This is a genomic window from Aeromonas simiae (assembly GCF_000820125.1).
Classification (GTDB): Bacteria; Pseudomonadota; Gammaproteobacteria; order Enterobacterales; family Aeromonadaceae; genus Aeromonas; species Aeromonas simiae.
Map to the genome: position 1 here is coordinate 58,665 of NZ_CDBY01000061.1, position 16,008 is coordinate 74,672.

The 16,008-nt window shown below is 59.4% G+C and carries 13 protein-coding genes; 4 read left to right on the forward strand and 9 right to left on the reverse strand.

Features of this window, described 5'->3' with window-relative positions:
* Positions 1-20: 20 nt before the first annotated feature.
* The 3 genes from BN1134_RS12720 to rph all read right to left on the reverse strand — a co-directional run bounded on the left by BN1134_RS12720 (position 21) and on the right by rph (position 2,013).
* Positions 21-512, reverse strand: a complete 492-nt coding sequence (locus BN1134_RS12720; RefSeq protein WP_042047649.1) for a YbaK/prolyl-tRNA synthetase associated domain-containing protein — start codon at positions 510-512, stop codon at positions 21-23.
* A gap of 63 nt (positions 513-575) precedes the next feature.
* Complete coding sequence (gene pyrE / locus BN1134_RS12725) at positions 576-1,217, reverse strand: orotate phosphoribosyltransferase (protein ID WP_042047650.1); 642 nt, start codon at positions 1,215-1,217, stop codon at positions 576-578.
* 79 nt (positions 1,218-1,296) lie between these two features.
* Positions 1,297-2,013: a ribonuclease PH gene (rph, locus tag BN1134_RS12730; RefSeq protein ID WP_042047652.1), complete on the reverse strand. Its 717-nt coding sequence runs from the start codon at positions 2,011-2,013 to the stop codon at positions 1,297-1,299.
* 149 nt (positions 2,014-2,162) lie between these two features.
* On the opposite strand from rph, the gene BN1134_RS12735 reads away from it, so the two are divergent.
* The 3 genes from BN1134_RS12735 to BN1134_RS12745 all read left to right on the forward strand — a co-directional run bounded on the left by BN1134_RS12735 (position 2,163) and on the right by BN1134_RS12745 (position 8,245).
* A complete protein-coding gene (locus BN1134_RS12735; protein WP_042047653.1) occupies positions 2,163-3,026 on the forward strand; it encodes a YicC/YloC family endoribonuclease in 864 nt (287 codons plus the stop codon).
* 479 nt (positions 3,027-3,505) lie between these two features.
* On the forward strand, positions 3,506-6,799 hold the full coding sequence (locus BN1134_RS12740) for a DEAD/DEAH box helicase (RefSeq protein ID WP_042047655.1): 3,294 nt from the start codon (positions 3,506-3,508) through the stop codon (positions 6,797-6,799).
* 348 nt (positions 6,800-7,147) lie between these two features.
* A complete protein-coding gene (locus BN1134_RS12745) occupies positions 7,148-8,245 on the forward strand; it encodes an NADH:flavin oxidoreductase/NADH oxidase (protein WP_042047657.1) in 1,098 nt (365 codons plus the stop codon).
* A 17-nt stretch (positions 8,246-8,262) separates the two neighbouring features.
* On the opposite strand, the gene BN1134_RS12750 is transcribed toward BN1134_RS12745, so the two are convergent.
* Complete coding sequence (locus BN1134_RS12750) at positions 8,263-9,180, reverse strand: LysR family transcriptional regulator (protein ID WP_042047659.1); 918 nt, start codon at positions 9,178-9,180, stop codon at positions 8,263-8,265.
* Between the two features lie 211 nt (positions 9,181-9,391).
* Here BN1134_RS12750 and blaOXA point away from each other — a divergent pair, with 211 nt between their 5' ends.
* Complete coding sequence (blaOXA, locus tag BN1134_RS12755) at positions 9,392-10,192, forward strand: class D beta-lactamase (RefSeq protein ID WP_042047660.1); 801 nt, start codon at positions 9,392-9,394, stop codon at positions 10,190-10,192.
* Between the two features lie 45 nt (positions 10,193-10,237).
* On the opposite strand, the gene glmU is transcribed toward blaOXA, so the two are convergent.
* The 5 genes from glmU to atpA form a co-directional block, all read right to left on the reverse strand.
* Positions 10,238-11,599 carry a bifunctional UDP-N-acetylglucosamine diphosphorylase/glucosamine-1-phosphate N-acetyltransferase GlmU gene (gene glmU, locus BN1134_RS12760; protein WP_042047662.1) on the reverse strand — a complete coding sequence of 454 codons (1,362 nt, stop codon included), beginning with the start codon at positions 11,597-11,599 and terminating at the stop codon, positions 10,238-10,240.
* 95 nt (positions 11,600-11,694) lie between these two features.
* Positions 11,695-12,120, reverse strand: a complete 426-nt coding sequence (locus BN1134_RS12765; protein WP_042047664.1) for a F0F1 ATP synthase subunit epsilon — start codon at positions 12,118-12,120, stop codon at positions 11,695-11,697.
* Between the two features lie 18 nt (positions 12,121-12,138).
* Positions 12,139-13,521 carry a F0F1 ATP synthase subunit beta gene (gene atpD / locus BN1134_RS12770; RefSeq protein ID WP_042047666.1) on the reverse strand — a complete coding sequence of 461 codons (1,383 nt, stop codon included), beginning with the start codon at positions 13,519-13,521 and terminating at the stop codon, positions 12,139-12,141.
* Between the two features lie 34 nt (positions 13,522-13,555).
* On the reverse strand, positions 13,556-14,422 hold the full coding sequence (atpG, locus tag BN1134_RS12775; protein ID WP_042047667.1) for a F0F1 ATP synthase subunit gamma: 867 nt from the start codon (positions 14,420-14,422) through the stop codon (positions 13,556-13,558).
* Between the two features lie 42 nt (positions 14,423-14,464).
* A complete protein-coding gene (gene atpA / locus BN1134_RS12780) occupies positions 14,465-16,006 on the reverse strand; it encodes a F0F1 ATP synthase subunit alpha (RefSeq protein ID WP_042047668.1) in 1,542 nt (513 codons plus the stop codon).
* Between the last annotated feature and the right edge of the window lie 2 nt (positions 16,007-16,008).

A 16,008-nucleotide genomic window follows, 5' to 3' on the forward strand; every position in this document is an offset into this window, starting at 1 on the left:
GGCCCCGTTTCATGATGGGGTCAGTCGGCCAAGCGGGCAAAGGAGACCGGCTTAGGGTCTGCGATACGCCGATAATCCTCGGTAGCGAGGATCAGGGAGCGCTCCAGCAGACCGGCGTTGAAAGCCAGCTCATCGAAGCGCGAGAACAGCAGCGGATCGGCGACCAGCAGCAGCTCGTCGTGGAAACTGAACGGCGGGATGGCGCCAAACACGCAGTCGGTCAGTGCCGCGACCTCCACCGGGCTCGCCAGCGAGGCACGGCTGCCGCCCACCCCCTTGGCCAGCGCCGCCAGATCGGCCTGACAGTCGGCCGGCAGCACCGCCAGCACATGGCACTTGATGCCGTTGCCCTTGACGTGGCACACCAGCCCCTTGGCACCCTGCCCATGCACTGTGCCGCGCACCTTGGCCACCTCCTCGGTCTTGCCGGCGCTCGGGTGATCGACCACCCGGTAGCGGGCACCACCGGCATCCAGTAGCGAGATCAGGCGATCGAAGGTGTGCAGTGACATAGGGCAGCCTCTCCTGTAGCAAACAAAACGGGGCGCCGCAGCGCCCCGTCCATCATACCCCAATCAGATGCCGTACTGGGCACGATAGGCGCGCATGGCGGTCAGCTGCTCGGCCATCTCCGGCTTCTCTTCGAGGTACTTGATAAGGTCTGCCAGCTGGATGATGGCGATAACGTGAGCGTTATAGTCGCGCTCCACCTCCTGGATGGCGGACAGCTCGCCCTTGCCCTTCTCCTGACGGTCCAGCGCAATCAGCACACCAGCGAGCGAGGCCCCATTGGCCTGGATCAGATCCATCGACTCGCGGATCGCGGTGCCGGCGGTGATCACATCGTCCACCAGCATGATGCGCCCCTGGAGCGGGCTGCCCACCAAGTTGCCACCCTCGCCGTGATCCTTGGCCTCCTTGCGGTTGAAGCACCATGGGGTGTCCACGTCGTGCTGCTCAGCCAGCTGCACCGCGGTTGCGGAAGCGATGGGGATCCCCTTGTAGGCCGGCCCGAACAGGACGTCATACTCGATGCCGGCATCCATCAGTGCTGCGGCATAGAAACGGCCGAGACGGGCCAGATCACGCCCGGTGGAGAAGAGGCCGGCATTGAAGAAATAGGGGCTCTTACGACCGGATTTCAGGGTGAACTCACCGAATTTCAGAACCTGTTTTTCCAGGGCAAACTCGATAAATTGACGCTGATAGGCTTTCATCCTGGCTCCTTGCTTGATTGCTCTGTGTGGGGGTAAACAACGGGTAGAAAAAACGCGGCCCATGCCGCGTTTTCAACGATCACTCCAGCGAGGCTTTCTGCACCTCGATGATCTGGTCGATGCCATCTTTGGCGAGCGCCAGCATCGCCAGCAGCTCCTCATGGGTGAATGGCTCACCCTCGGCGGTGCCCTGCACCTCGATCAGGCGACCATCTTCGGTCATCACCACGTTCATGTCGGTCTCAGCCGCCGAGTCCTCGACGTATTCCAAGTCGCAGATGGCCTGACCGTTGTGAATGCCGACCGACACGGCGGCCACCATCTGCTTGAGCGGGCTCTGCTTGAGCATGCCCTTGCCCACCATCCAGTTGAGGGCATCCACCAGCGCCACACAGGCGCCGGTGATGGAGGCGGTGCGGGTGCCCCCATCGGCCTGCAGCACGTCGCAGTCGACCGTGATGGTGTGCTCACCCAATGCAGTGAGATCGACTGCCGCACGCAGGGAGCGGGCGATCAGACGCTGGATCTCGAGGGTGCGACCCCCCTGCTTGCCGGAGGCGGCCTCACGGTTCATGCGCGAGTGGGTGGAGCGCGGCAGCATGCCGTACTCGGCCGTCACCCAGCCCTGGCCCTTGCCCTTGAGAAAGCGCGGCACGCTGGTGTCGACGCTGGCGGTACACAGCACCCGGGTATTGCCGAACTCGACCAGCACGGAACCCTCGGCATGCTTGGTGAAGTGGCGGGTAATGGTGACCGGACGGACGGCGGCAGGCGCGCGATCGTTGGGACGGGACATGATGACCTCTGGGCTGGCTTGAATTGGCGGAGGAGTATACGTGATCGGGCAACAAATATCAGCCTGACGGCCTGCGCCGGACAAGTCGGCTGACGCACCTGGGTACGACGGGTATAATCGACGCACTTTTCATCAGATGGGACACACCCATGATCCACAGCATGACCGCCTACGCCCGTAAAGAGATCAAGGGCGACTGGGGCACCGCCGTCTGGGAGATCCGTTCGGTCAACCAGCGCTATCTCGAGACCTATATCCGCATGCCGGAGCAGCTGCGTGGCCTCGAACCCGTCCTGCGCGAGCGCTTTCGCAATGCCCTGCAGCGCGGCAAGGTGGAGTGCAACCTACGCTTCGAGGCCGCCCAAGCCGGCGCCGGCCAGCTGCACATCAACGAGGAGCTGGCCAAACTCATCATCGACAGTGCCAACTGGGTAATGAAGGAAGCCGGCCAGGGTCAGCTCAATCCGGTCGACGTGCTGCGCTGGCCTGGCGTGATGGCCGCCGCCGAGCAGGACATGGATGCCGTCAACAGCGCCCTGATGGCCGGTTTTGACGAGACCCTGACCGACTTCATCGCCTCACGCGCCAGTGAGGGGAATAACCTCAAGGCCCTGATCGAGCAGCGCCTCGACGGGATCAGCAGCGAAGTGGTCAAGGTGCGCGGTCAGATGCCGCACATCCTCGAATGGCAGCGCCAGAAACTGAGCGATCGCCTGGCCGAGGCCAAGGTGGAGCTGGACCCGGCCCGCCTCGAGCAGGAGATGGTGCTGCTGGCCCAGAAGATCGACGTGGCCGAGGAGCTGGACCGCCTCGAGATGCACATCGGTGAGACCCGCAAGATCATGAAGAAAGGGGGCGCCTGTGGCCGCCGCCTCGACTTCATGATGCAGGAGTTCAACCGCGAGTCGAACACCCTCGGCTCGAAATCGATCAACGCCGAGGTGACCCAGTCCGCCGTCGAGCTGAAAGTGCTCATCGAGCAGATGCGCGAGCAGATCCAGAACATTGAGTGATGTTTCACTCCGCGTAATCGGTTGTCACCAAGCGAAACGAGCCCTTGATGATCAAGGGCTTTTTTACATAACAGTTATAGATATCTGCTGTTTTTCAATTTCATGGTGAGTTAGCCGGTGAGTACTGTCCCCATTGCCAAGCAATGTTAGTGGTATGTCTTTTCTGTGTGTGTAACCAGCAGGAATACCACTCATGGCAATCCTCAATCCCACCAAGATCGCAACTTTGGACAACACCCCCACTTTTGGACACTTTGCTGACGGATTAGGACTCTACTTTATAAGGCCAAAGTTACTGGGCATACCGTTACACGGCCCACGGACGACGTCGCCAGATGACTTGGGAGCAATTGACCAATGCCAGAGCAGAGAGCGTTATAAAAAAGAAGGTATTAATCGCCACCAGTGATCAACACAGTGGCTCCAAGCAGGTCGCCATGGCAAGATAACCCTCTGTTTTTTCTCGTCTTGGTAGCCCAATGAATCAATCAAACTTCCCCTTACAAGTGCTCGATTTCTGGCACAACATAGAGTTTTTTGAGTCCACCGATATTCAAGAGCTACGTAAACAGGGCGAGGGAGTAATCCAATATCAGCTATCCGAGCTGAACGCTGATCCGACCTGCCTGCCTTGGCTGAACCACCAGCAGATCCGGCGAGCATCTCCCCACCACTCGCCGACCAAACCCTACCGTTACATCCTCTATCTGGGCATCTTCGATCGTAGTGAAATTTTTAAAGCCGCCCGCCTTACCTTTCCCCACTGGGAGGGAAACAACGACGAGCAGATAGACAACGAGGGACTTACATGCTCCCTTAAGCTCTCCTTGGATCAGAATGGTCGGCTCGACCCAGACAGCTTGGAATGCTCCACCGTCACTTGGGCCTTGGGGCAATTGCAAATCCACAATCTGGAAGCCATCAGATTAGAAGACTACGAGACAGCCAGTCAGCAGTTGCAGCAGCGACTGCTGGAGATAGTCACCGTCGCCGACAACCTCAAGCAAGAACACCAGCTACCTCCAGCCCTTACCACCTTTGAGGTTCTGGAGTTTCTCAAAGTCATGGGAGAATGGAGCACCTTCTCCCCCCAGAACCTCGAAAAACACCCAGCACTGTTAGTTCAGCTCACCGAACTGGACATGAAGAAAGTTAAGTGCGCGCCAGCAATTACACAGGCTCACCAATGGCTTCCCCTTAGCCAACTACCCAGCAAACTGGGTATGACCCAAGCTCAGGTTGATGACAAGCATCAATCCTCAGGGCCCAAACCCTTTTCAACCAATGCGCCAGAGGAAATTACTATCCTCAACAGCTTTTACTTACGTGATCTTGAACGGGTCAAGGCAGACATAGCGGCAAATGGATTATCTCAAGAGAGTCCGCTTGGCCGCTACCTGAGTGACAGAGTGCCACGCCGGTCGGATTTGCTTACAACCAAAGGCGAGACTGTACTACGGGAGGGACTGCGCTTGGCACGGTTGCCCTTGGGACGCTGGCCCGGCGAAGACTCCCACTCCATGAGCCTGATGCAACAGTTCGCCATCAATACCATCACCCACGATCTGCTTAACACAGGTCTTTATTCGGTCAATGGCCCGCCTGGCACTGGCAAGACAACCATGCTGCGGGACTTAGTGGCCCACAATTTGGTATCACGCGCGGCGGTGTTAGCAGACTTAGCCGAACCTGGCTGTGCCTTTGGCCCCGACCTCACGCTCAACCTGGACGGTAAACCCAAAACTATTAAGACGCTGATCCCTGGACTGACTGGTTTTGAGATGGTGGTGGCCTCAAGCAATAATGCTGCGGTAGAGAACATCTCCAAGGAGCTGCCTCAGCTCAAGAGCCTAGGACAGGCCTATCGGCAGAGCGCCTATCTCAAACCAGTGTCCCAGAAGCTGGCAGCCAAACACCACTACCCTAAAAACAAGCGCAGTTATGTGGAACCGCTAACCGAGCGGGACGATTGCTGGGGGTTAATTGCAACAACCTTGGGTAAGTCGGAAAACCGTAAACGCTTTGGTAACCAAGTGTTCTTTGAAACCATCGATTATTTGGATGCCCAAGGCGAAGCGCACCATTACCGCACTCTAGTCCCAGCCCTCAAACAGCTGGCCACTGGCCAAAACCTAAAGAAAGACTTCTCCCATGCCCAAATTGCTTTTTGCTCAGCACGTGAACAGGTAAAGAACATTCAAAAGGAGTTATCCCGCCTCGAAGCGCTCAATAACTTGCATACAGAGTGTCAAGCACAGCAACGGAGTCTTGATAGCAAGGCGCTGAGACTAGCCCACCTGGATGCCAGGTTAGCCCTACGGCGCAGCAGGCTCCCAGTGTGGTGGAAAGGGCAATTGGTACGTCATTGCCGTGGTAAGGCCATCTTACGTGGACTGGGGCTACGCCGCGATCTGCTGACCAAGCAACTAACAGTGGCACAAATAAAGCTCACCGACTTACAAGGCAGACTGGCGGCCGAACGACTGACCTGCACGCCATTATTGGCTCGTTATCCGGACGCCAACTTTGCTGGCCCAGAGACCGATTTCGAAACTGCGAGTGTACAACGTCAAGCATTCGGTCAATGCCTAGCATTGAATCAGGCCCGCGCCCAATTGACCGTTGCAGCACTGGAGCTACATCAAGCCTGGTTGGTAGCCGCCTATAATGATGGAAAAAATAACCTGTACGATTCGATCTATCACCTGATAACCACCGTCAATGGAAAGGTGGCAGATAAAGCCGTCGCCAAGGCACTGTGGCAGTTGCTGTTTATGGTAGTTCCTCTGGTTTCCTCTACCTTTGCCTCGGTAGCCAGGCAATTTTCCGCCTTGGGCTCTGGTGACATAGGCTGGCTGTTTATTGACGAAGCTGGCCAAGCCAGCCCACAACAAGCAGTGGGAGCCTTGTGGCGTGCCAAACGCGCCGTAGTGGTTGGCGATCCATTGCAGATTGAACCGGTGTTCACCATACCGCCAGCCTTTGTCGAAGCAATGGCCAAGCAAAGACTGGGAAAACAGTGGCTGTACTGGTCACCAGGTATGACCTCAATTCAGCAACTGGCCGACAGAAGCAATCCATATGGTACTCAGCAGATTAATCAAAACCTCTGGCTGGGTAGCCCGTTGCGAGTTCACCGCCGTTGTGACGATCCTATGTTCTCCATCGCCAACCAAATCGCATACAACAACAAAATGATCCACGGTTCAGATCATCCTCATGATGCGACAGAGTTTCTCTGGGGACCAAGCTGCTGGTTCGACATCCGTGGACAGGTAGAAGGCAAGCATTTCGTGCCGCAACAGGCACAACATGTATCGAACATGCTAGAGGCCTATCTGCACCAGTATCAGGCTTTACCGGATGTCTACATCATCACCCCTTTCAAGCGGATCAAAAAGGAGCTTCAGCGCTATCTGAGCAGAGCCCTAACCACTAAGGTGTCGCACAATACCAAGCTAGTAAAACAGTTACAGGAATTAGTAACCCGCAGAATTGGTACAGTGCACACCTTCCAAGGCCAGGAGGAGAAAAACGTCATCTTGGTGCTCGGACTCTCCAAGGAAAGTCCAGGTGCGGCCGACTGGGCAAGCAGTAAACCCAACCTGCTTAACGTGGCGGTGACTCGCGCCCAAAAGCGCGTTTATATAGTTGGTTGTGCGGAAACTTGGGGCTGCCTTCCCTTTTTCTCGGATGCCTATGCAGCCTTGCTAACAGCCTCTCCGAGGCAGCAAGAAGCCCATGTACAGCCAGCAGAGGCATATCCCTCATAAACAGTTTCGTCTCAAAAATTTCGTGATATCGGATTCCATCTATAGGCCCGATCATCGAAGGAATGAAGATTTCCCACATGACAACAGTGATGTATGGGAAATCTTCATTCATGAATTTTTGACCGCCGCTCTGTTGCTCAATACGAGGAATCTTCGTGATTCTCACCACAGGTCAAGGTATCGGTAAAAACGGGGCCATCACCGTTAGCAACGCTAACTATCGCTAAAAATAATATCAACCGGTCAAGTGATATCATTTTTATTGATAGCAGACATCAGCAATCACGTTTGGATTTATATCCCCCCCTCTTGGCATCATGCTCCCCTTTTCTATCCGCAGGAGAGTCCATGTCAGCCCTGTTCACCCCCTTCACCCTCAAGCGCGTCACCCTGCGCAACCGCATCGCCATCCCCCCCATGTGCCAGTACAGCGCCCAGAATGGGATGGCCAATGCCTGGCACCTCTCCCACTACGCCAGCCTGGCACGGGGCGGCGCCGGCCTGGTGATCGTCGAGGCCACCGCCGTCTCTCCCGAGGGGCGCATCACCCCGGCCTGCCTTGGCCTGTGGAATGATGAGCAGGCCGCCGAGCTGGCCCACATTGCCGCCGCCATCAAGGCCGCGGGCGCCGTGCCAGGCATTCAGATTGCACACGCAGGGCGCAAGGCCAACGCCAACAAGCCGTGGGAGGGGGATGATCATATTGCCGCCGGCGATCCCCGCTACTGGGAGACCCTCTCTCCCTCCGCCATCCCGTTCGGTCAGCATCTGGATCGCGAACCACGCGCCATGAGCCACGCCGACATCCAGCGGGTACAGGCCGACTTCGCTGCCGCGACCCGACGTGCCCGCGATGCCGGCTTCGAGTGGCTGGAGCTGCACTTCGCCCACGGCTATCTGGCCCAGAGCTTCTTCTCGGTGCACGCCAACCAGCGCGAGGATGAGTACGGTGGCAGCGCCGCAGGACGCGGCCGCTTCCTGCTCGAGACCCTGGCGGCAGTGCGCCAGGAGTGGCCTGCCGATCTGCCGCTCACCGCCCGCTTCGGTGTGATCGAATATGACGGCAACGACGAGCAGACCCAGCAAGAGGCGATCGCTCTGACCCAGGCCATGAAGGAGCAAGGGCTCGATATGCTGAGTGTCAGCGTGGGCTTCTCCACCCCACAAGCCAACATTCCTTGGGGGCCGGCCTTCCTCGCCCCCGTGGCAGGCAGGGTGCGCCGCGAGGCTCAGATCCCGGTGGCCACCGCATGGGGGCTCGAAAACCCCCATCATGCCGAGGCGGCACTGGCCGAGGGGCATATCGATCTGGCCATGATCGGTCGGGTACACCTGGCCAACCCGAACTGGCCCTATCAGGCGGCGCAGGCACTGGGAGTGGAGCGGCCCTCCTGGGTGCTGCCGGCGCCCTATGCCCACTGGCTGGAACGCTACCGCCCGAATTAAGACCAGAAACGGCGCCGTCAGGCGCCGTTTTTCATCTCGTCCGTCCCACAGGTCTCAAGCAACAGCTCCCGCAACCAGCGCTGCGCCGGATTGTTATGGGTGCGCTCGTGCCACGCCATCACCTTGGTGAAACCGGGCACCCATAGCGGAGCGGGCACCACACAGACCCCGCTCACCCCATCCACCAGCCGGCGCGGCATCATGGCCAGCAGATCGCTGCCGCGCAGCACCTCGAGCAACACCAGAAAACTCGGTACCGAGAGCGCCACCCTCCGGCGCAGCCCCAACTCGGCCAGGGCGCGATCCGTGGAGCCACTCAAGCCACCCCCACTGTAAGAAACCAGCGCATGATCCAGGGCACAAAAGCGCTCCAGCGTCAGTCCCTCGGCCAGCACCGGGTGATCGGTGCGCAGCACGCAGACATACTCTTCATCATAAAGAGGGCGCAGGTGCAACTCGGCCGGCGTCACCTCGGGGGTCGTCAGCACCAGATCCAGCGCACCGCGCTCCAGTTGGCGCAACACGGCCCCATCATCGATGGGGTGCACCATCACCCGGATGCCGGGGGCCAGCCGGCGCAGCCGGGCCAAAAAGGGAACCACCACCGCCTGCAGCGAATAATCGGTGCCGGCAACCGACCAGCTGAATTCGGCGCTGGCAGGATCGAAGTGCGCCGGTTGCAGCATGGTCTCGACATCGGCGAGCACCCGCTTGAGGGTAGGGGCCAACTCCAGCGCCCGCTGGGTCGGCACCACACCACGTGCGGTGCGCACGAAGAGGGGATCGTCAAAACTCTCGCGCAGCCGGGTCAGCATGCCGCTGACGGCGGGTTGAGTGAGGGAGAGGCGGGCCGCCGCCTGAGTGACGCTGCGCTCGTCGAGCAGGGCGGAGAAGGCCTTGAGCAGATTGAGATCCAGCTTGCGAATATCGGTCATGGCTACCGCTATGATGGGGGGGTCATCCCCTTATCTTGCGTCAATCCCAGGGCGGGATACAGCCGATCGTGACGGTACTCGCTCGGCTAAGACACAGATTGGCACAGCACAGCGGGCAGCGGCTCCTCCTTCCGTTGTCCCTCGGGGAAGATGGCTTGGCAGTGCATCATTTGTTGCTATGCTGCCCCCTCCACTCGCACGAGGAACCAAGATGCCCCCCATTCTGCTGCGTGGCCTGTTGGCCGCCGGTCTGCTTTTCGCCCTGCCAGCGGCCGCCGACGATGGCTGCTTCCTGTTTGCCGATGGCAGCGGCAAGACGCTCTCCCGTGAAGGCGCGTGCAGCATGCGTCTCCCACCGGCATCGACCTTCAAGATCCCGCTGGCCCTGATGGGCTATGACAGCGGCTATCTGGTCGATGAGCAGTGGCCCGCGCTCCCCTTCAAGCCCGGTTATAATGGCTGGCTGCCCGCCTGGCACGAGACCACCACCCCGAGCCGCTGGATGACCTACTCAGTGGTGTGGTTCTCCCAGTTGATGACCGAGTGGCTCGGCATGCCGCGCCTCCAGCATTACGTCGACCAATTCGACTACGGCAACCGGGATCTCAGCGGCCATCCGGGCAAACAGGATGGCCTGACCCAGGCCTGGCTCAGCAGCAGCCTGCAGATCAGCCCCGAAGAGCAGGCCCGCTTCCTCGGCCGCATGCTGGAGGGCAAGTTGCCGGTGGCGGCGAGCACCCTGCAACATACCGCCAATCTCCTCAAGGTGAGCGAGATCGACGGCTGGCAGATCCATGGCAAGACCGGCATGGGCTATCCCAAGAAACTCGATGGCAGCCTCAACCGGCAACGGCAGATCGGCTGGTTTGTCGGCTGGGCCAGCAAGGGCAGCGAACGGCGCATCTTCGTGCATACCGTGATCCAGCCGCCCGGCAAGCAGTTCGCCTCGCTCAAAGCCAAGGAGGAGGTGCTGGCCGCCCTGCCGGCCAAGCTGGCTGAGCAAGCCAACTAAAACAACACGGCGCCCGCAGGCGCCGTTGTTCATTGCTCTATCGCATCACTTCTTCTTCACCGGGCGTGCCCAGTTCTGAATGTGGCGCTGAGGCACCCGGGTGATCACCAGCTCGTTCTCGGCCACGTCCTTGGTGATGGTGGAGCCGGCCCCCAATGTGGCGCCCTTGCCGATGCGCACCGGAGCCACCAGCTGGGTATCGGAGCCGACGAAGACGTCATCCTCGATGATGGTCTGGAACTTGTTCACCCCGTCGTAGTTGCAGGTGATGGTGCCGGCACCGATGTTCACCTTGGCGCCGATCTCGGCATCGCCCAGATAGGTGAGGTGACCGCACTTGGAACCTACCCCGAGGCGCGCTTTTTTCATCTCGACGAAGTTGCCGACGTGGGCATCCTGCTCCAGCACCGCGCCGGGGCGCAGCCGGGCAAACGGCCCGACCGAGCACTGATCCGCCACCTTGGCTCCCTCTATCACCGAGTAGGGTTTTACCTCGGTGTCATCGCCTATGGTGCAATCCTTGAGGATGGCGCCGGCGCCGATCACCACCCGGTGACCCAGGGTCACCTTGCCCTCGATGATGACGTTGACGTCGATCACCACCTCTTCCCCTACGCTCAGCTCGCCACGCAGATCGAAGCGGGCCGGGTCCATCATGCTCACCCCGGCGATCATCAGCCGCTCGGCCTGCATCTGCTGGTAGCTGCGCTCGAGCGCCGCTAGCTGTACCCGGTTGTTGGCTCCCTCCACCTCGGCAGCGCGCTCCGGGTGTACCGCGGCAATCGGGCAACCATCGGCGTGGGCCATGGCGATGACGTCGGTCAGATAGAACTCACCCTGGGCATTCTTGTTATCCAGACGCGACAACCAGCTGCGCAGCTGGCCACCGTTGGCCACCAGCACCCCGGTGTTCACCTCGCGGATGGCGAGTTGCTCGGAGTTGGCATCCTTCTGCTCGACGATACCGACCACCTGGCCCTGCTCGCGCACGATGCGACCATAGCCGGTCGGGTTGTCCAGCACCACGGTCAGCAGCGCCATGCCGGCGGCCGGCTTGGCGGCCAGCAGCCGTTGCAGGGTCTCGGGCTGGATCAGCGGGGTGTCGCCGTACAGCACCAGCACGTCGTCTTCATCGTTCCAGAATGAAACGGCCTGAGCCACCGCGTGACCGGTGCCCAGCTGCTGCGCCTGCAACACCCAGTTGAGATCCGGGGCGGCGATGCGCTCTTTGAGCAGTTCACCGCCGTGACCGTAAACCAGGTGCAGCTGTTCGGCGCCGATCTGACGGGCGGTGTCGATGACGTGGGAGACCATGGCCTTGCCTGCGACCGGATGCAGCACTTTCGGCAGAGGGGAGCGCATGCGGGTGCCTTTACCCGCGGCCAGGATGACGACGTTGAGAGACATGACTTCGACCTTGAATCCGAGTGGAAATACTCGGCGGAGTCTATCGGAGGGTCAAAAAAAAAGCGACCCGCAGGTCGCTTTTTGCCTCACCGCGTTTAGCGGTAATTCTTTTTGACGATATCGATGACCCGCAGCTGGGCCATCGCCTTGGCGAGCTCGGCGGACGCCTGGGCGTAGTCGATATCACCATGGGAGCTGTGGATCCGATCCTCGGCCGAACGCTTGGCTTCGAGGGCTTTCGCCTCATCCAGCTCGTCGGCACGAATCGCGGTGTCCGCCAGCACGGTCACGGTTTCCGGTTGTACTTCCAGCATGCCGCCGGAGATGTACAGCACCTCTTCACCACCGCCCTGTTTCACCAAGCGGACCAGGCCCGGCTTGATGGAGGTCAGCAGGGGAGCGTGACCGTGGTGGATACCCAGCTCACCTTCGGAGCCTGATACCTGGACAGTCTGGACGCGACCGCAGAACAGCTTGCCTTCGGCGCTTACCACATCCAGGTGAAAGGATATCTCAGCCATGGGCCCTCCTATCGAGGCTTACAGTTTCTTGGCTTTCTCGACGACTTCGTCGATGCCGCCAACCATGTAGAACGCCTGCTCCGGCAGATCGTCATACTCACCCTTCAGGATGCCCTGGAAGCCACGAATGGTCTCCTTCAGGGAGACGTACTTGCCCGGAGAACCGGTGAACACTTCGGCCACGAAGAAGGGCTGGGACAGGAAGCGCTCGATCTTACGGGCACGGGCTACGGCCAGCTTGTCGTCTTCCGACAGCTCGTCCATCCCCAGGATCGCGATGATGTCCTTCAGTTCCTTGTAACGCTGCAGAACGGTCTGCACGCCACGGGCGGTCTCGTAGTGTTCCTTACCTACCACCAGCGGATCGAGCTGACGGGAGGTGGAGTCCAGCGGGTCGACGGCCGGGTAGATACCCAGGGCGGCGATCTGACGGGACAGAACCACGGTGGCGTCCAAGTGGGCGAAGGTGGTGGCCGGAGACGGGTCGGTCAAGTCATCCGCCGGCACGTAAACGGCCTGTACGGAGGTGATCGAGCCAGTCTTGGTGGAGGTGATACGTTCCTGCAGAACACCCATCTCCTCGGCCAGGGTCGGCTGGTAACCTACTGCGGAGGGCATACGGCCCAGCAGTGCGGATACCTCGGTACCGGCCAGGGTGTAACGATAGATGTTATCGACGAACAGCAGTACGTCCTTACCCTCGTCACGGAACTTCTCGGCCATGGTCAGACCGGTCAGGGCCACGCGCAGACGGTTTCCAGGCGGTTCGTTCATCTGACCGTACACCAGGGAAACCTTGTCCAGTACGTTGGACTCCTTCATCTCGTGGTAGAAGTCGTTACCCTCACGGGTACGCTCGCCCACACCGGTAAACACCGAGTAGCCGGAGTGCTCGATCGCGATGTTACGGATCAGCTCCATCATGTTGACGGTCTTGCCTACACCGGCACCACCGAACAGACCGACCTTACCACCCTTGGCAAACGGGCATACCAGGTCGATAACCTTGATGCCGGTTTCCAGCAGTTCGGTAGAGCCGGACTGCTCTTCGTAGCTCGGCGCTTCGCGGTGGATGCCCCAGCGCTCGTCTTCGCCGATCGGGCCCGCTTCGTCAACCGGCTCACCCAGCACGTTCATGATGCGACCCAGGGTCGCTTTGCCAACCGGTACCTGAATCGGCTTACCGGTATTGGCCACTTCCATCCCACGACGCAGACCGTCGGAGGAGCCCATGGCGATACAGCGAACAACGCCGCCACCGATCTGTTGCTGAACTTCCAGCACCAGACCATGGCCTTCGCTGATGACCTTCAGTGCATCGTACACTTGGGGCACGGCATTCTGCGGGAACTCGATGTCCACCACAGCGCCGATGATTTGGACGATGAAACCGTTACTCATGTCAAATCCTCTAAACCTTTAGGTAACCCTTGCCTTACACCGCAGCGGCACCGGACACGATCTCAGTAAGCTCCTGGGTGATACTGGCCTGACGGGCCTTGTTGTACACCAGTTGCAGATCGTTAATCAGGTTGCCGGCGTTGTCAGTCGCGGCTTTCATGGCAACCATTCGGGCTGCCTGTTCACTTGCCAGGTTTTCTACCACGCCCTGATACACCTGGGATTCGACATAGCGAACCAGCAGGGTGTTCAGCAGCTTCTTGGGATCCGGCTCATAGAGGTAATCCCAGTGGTTCTTCTTGGCGAGCTTGCTGTCTTCTGTAATCGGCAAAGGCAGCAGTTGATCGACCTTGGGCTGTTGCACCATGGTGTTTACAAACTTGTTGTACACCAGATACAGACGGTCAATCTCACCGTTGTCGTAGGCCTTCAGCATGACCTTCACGGAACCGATCAGGTCATTGACACTCGGGGAGTCCCCGAGGCCGGACACTTGAGCAACGACCTTGGCACCGTACTTCTGGAAGAAGCCGGAGGCCTTGCTGCCAATCAGGGCCAGGTCAACCTGGGCGCCCTTCTGGCTCCATTGCTGCATGTCGTTGAGGGCAGACTTGAACAGGTTAATGTTCAGGCCGCCACACAGGCCACGGTCGGTGGAGATGACGATATAGCCCACTCGCTTGACCTCACGTTCGATGAGGTAGGGGTGCTTGTATTCCAAGTTCCCCTGGGCGAGGTGGCCGATCACCTTGCGCATGGTTTCAGCGTAGGGACGGCTGGCAGACATGCGATCCTGCGCACGGCGCATCTTGCTTGCCGCAACCATCTCCATAGCGCTGGTGATCTTCTGAGTGTTCTTCACACTCCCGATCTTGGTACGTATCTCTTTTGCGCCGGCCATCTCTTCTCTCCATCAGGTGGCAGCTTGCGCTGCCACACACGCTTACCAGGTCTGGGTTGCCTTGAAGGTATCGAGCAACGCAGTCAGCTTGCCAACGATCTCGTCGTTGTAGTCGGCCTTGGCATTGATTTCAGCCATCAGCTCGCCATGCTGGGTATTGGCGTAAGAGGTCAGAGCGGCTTCGAAATCAACAATCTTGCTGAGTTCGACGTCGTTGAGGTAACCCTTCTCGGCAGCAAACAGCACCAGAGCCTGGTGAGCAACGCTCATCGGGGCATACTGCTTCTGCTTCATCAGCTCGGTTACCTTCTGGCCGTGATCCAGTTGCTTGCGAGTTGCGTCATCCAGGTCGGAAGAGAACTGGGCGAACGCAGCCAGCTCGCGGTACTGAGCCAGCGCGGTACGGATACCACCGGACAGCTTCTTGATGATCTTGGTCTGCGCCGCACCACCGACACGGGATACGGAGATACCCGGGTCAACCGCCGGACGAATACCGGAGTTGAACAGCTGGGTGGTCAGGAAGATCTGGCCGTCGGTGATGGAGATCACGTTGGTCGGAACGAACGCGGAGACGTCACCGGCCTGGGTTTCGATGATCGGCAGGGCGGTCAGCGAACCGGTCTGGCCCTTGACGGCGCCGTTGGTGAACTTCTCGACATAGTCGGCGTTCACGCGAGCAGCACGCTCAAGCAGACGGGAGTGCAGATAGAAGACGTCACCCGGGTAGGCTTCGCGTCCAGGCGGACGACGCAGCAGCAGGGAGATCTGACGATAAGCAACGGCCTGCTTGGAGAGGTCGTCGTAAATGATCAGCGCGTCTTCACCACGGTCACGGAAGTATTCGCCCATGGAGCAACCGGAGTACGGTGCCAGGTATTGCAGGGCAGCCGCTTCGGAAGCAGAAGCCACCACCACGATGGTGTTGGCCAGAGCACCGTGCTCTTCCAGCTTGCGTACCACGTTGGCGATGGTAGAGGCCTTCTGGCCAATCGCAACGTAGACACACTTAATGCCGGACTCTTTCTGGTTGATGATGGTGTCGATGGCGATGGCAGTCTTACCTACCTGACGGTCACCGATGATCAGCTCACGCTGGCCACGACCGATAGGGATCATGGCGTCGATGGCTTTCAGACCGGTCTGGACAGGCTGGTCAACAGACTTACGCTCGATAACGCCCGGGGCGATGACTTCTACCGGAGAGAAGCCGTCGTGATCCAGCGGACCCTTACCGTCGATCGGTTGACCCAGGGTGTTGACCACCCGGCCCAGCAGACCGCGACCGACCGGCACTTCCAGAATACGGCCGGTACCCTTGACCTTCATCCCTTCGGCCAGATCGGCGTAGGGACCCATGACGACCGCACCGACGGAGTCACGCTCGAGGTTCAGAGCCAGAGCGTAGCGGTTGCCCGGCAGCTCGATCATCTCCCCTTGCATGGCGTTGGCCAGGCCGTGGATACGAATGATACCGTCGCTTACAGAGACGATAGTACCTTCGTTGTGCGCCTCGCTCTTGATGTCAAACTGCGCAATACGCTGCTTGATCAGCTCGGCGATTTCAGTGGAATTCAGTTGCATGC

Bases quoted from the DNA above. Each gene is read 5' to 3' on its own strand.
- BN1134_RS12720 (WP_042047649.1), bottom strand. From the start codon at position 512: ATGTCACTGCACACCTTCGATCGCCTGATCTCGCTACTGGATGCCGGT.
- pyrE (WP_042047650.1), bottom strand. From the start codon at position 1,217: ATGAAAGCCTATCAGCGTCAATTTATCGAGTTTGCCCTGGAAAAACAG.
- rph (WP_042047652.1), bottom strand. From the start codon at position 2,013: ATGTCCCGTCCCAACGATCGCGCGCCTGCCGCCGTCCGTCCGGTCACC.
- BN1134_RS12735 (WP_042047653.1), top strand. From the start codon at position 2,163: ATGATCCACAGCATGACCGCCTACGCCCGTAAAGAGATCAAGGGCGAC.
- BN1134_RS12740 (WP_042047655.1), top strand. From the start codon at position 3,506: ATGAATCAATCAAACTTCCCCTTACAAGTGCTCGATTTCTGGCACAAC.
- BN1134_RS12745 (WP_042047657.1), top strand. From the start codon at position 7,148: ATGTCAGCCCTGTTCACCCCCTTCACCCTCAAGCGCGTCACCCTGCGC.
- BN1134_RS12750 (WP_042047659.1), bottom strand. From the start codon at position 9,180: ATGACCGATATTCGCAAGCTGGATCTCAATCTGCTCAAGGCCTTCTCC.
- blaOXA (WP_042047660.1), top strand. From the start codon at position 9,392: ATGCCCCCCATTCTGCTGCGTGGCCTGTTGGCCGCCGGTCTGCTTTTC.
- glmU (WP_042047662.1), bottom strand. From the start codon at position 11,599: ATGTCTCTCAACGTCGTCATCCTGGCCGCGGGTAAAGGCACCCGCATG.
- BN1134_RS12765 (WP_042047664.1), bottom strand. From the start codon at position 12,120: ATGGCTGAGATATCCTTTCACCTGGATGTGGTAAGCGCCGAAGGCAAG.
- atpD (WP_042047666.1), bottom strand. From the start codon at position 13,521: ATGAGTAACGGTTTCATCGTCCAAATCATCGGCGCTGTGGTGGACATC.
- atpG (WP_042047667.1), bottom strand. From the start codon at position 14,422: ATGGCCGGCGCAAAAGAGATACGTACCAAGATCGGGAGTGTGAAGAAC.
- atpA (WP_042047668.1), bottom strand. From the start codon at position 16,006: ATGCAACTGAATTCCACTGAAATCGCCGAGCTGATCAAGCAGCGTATT.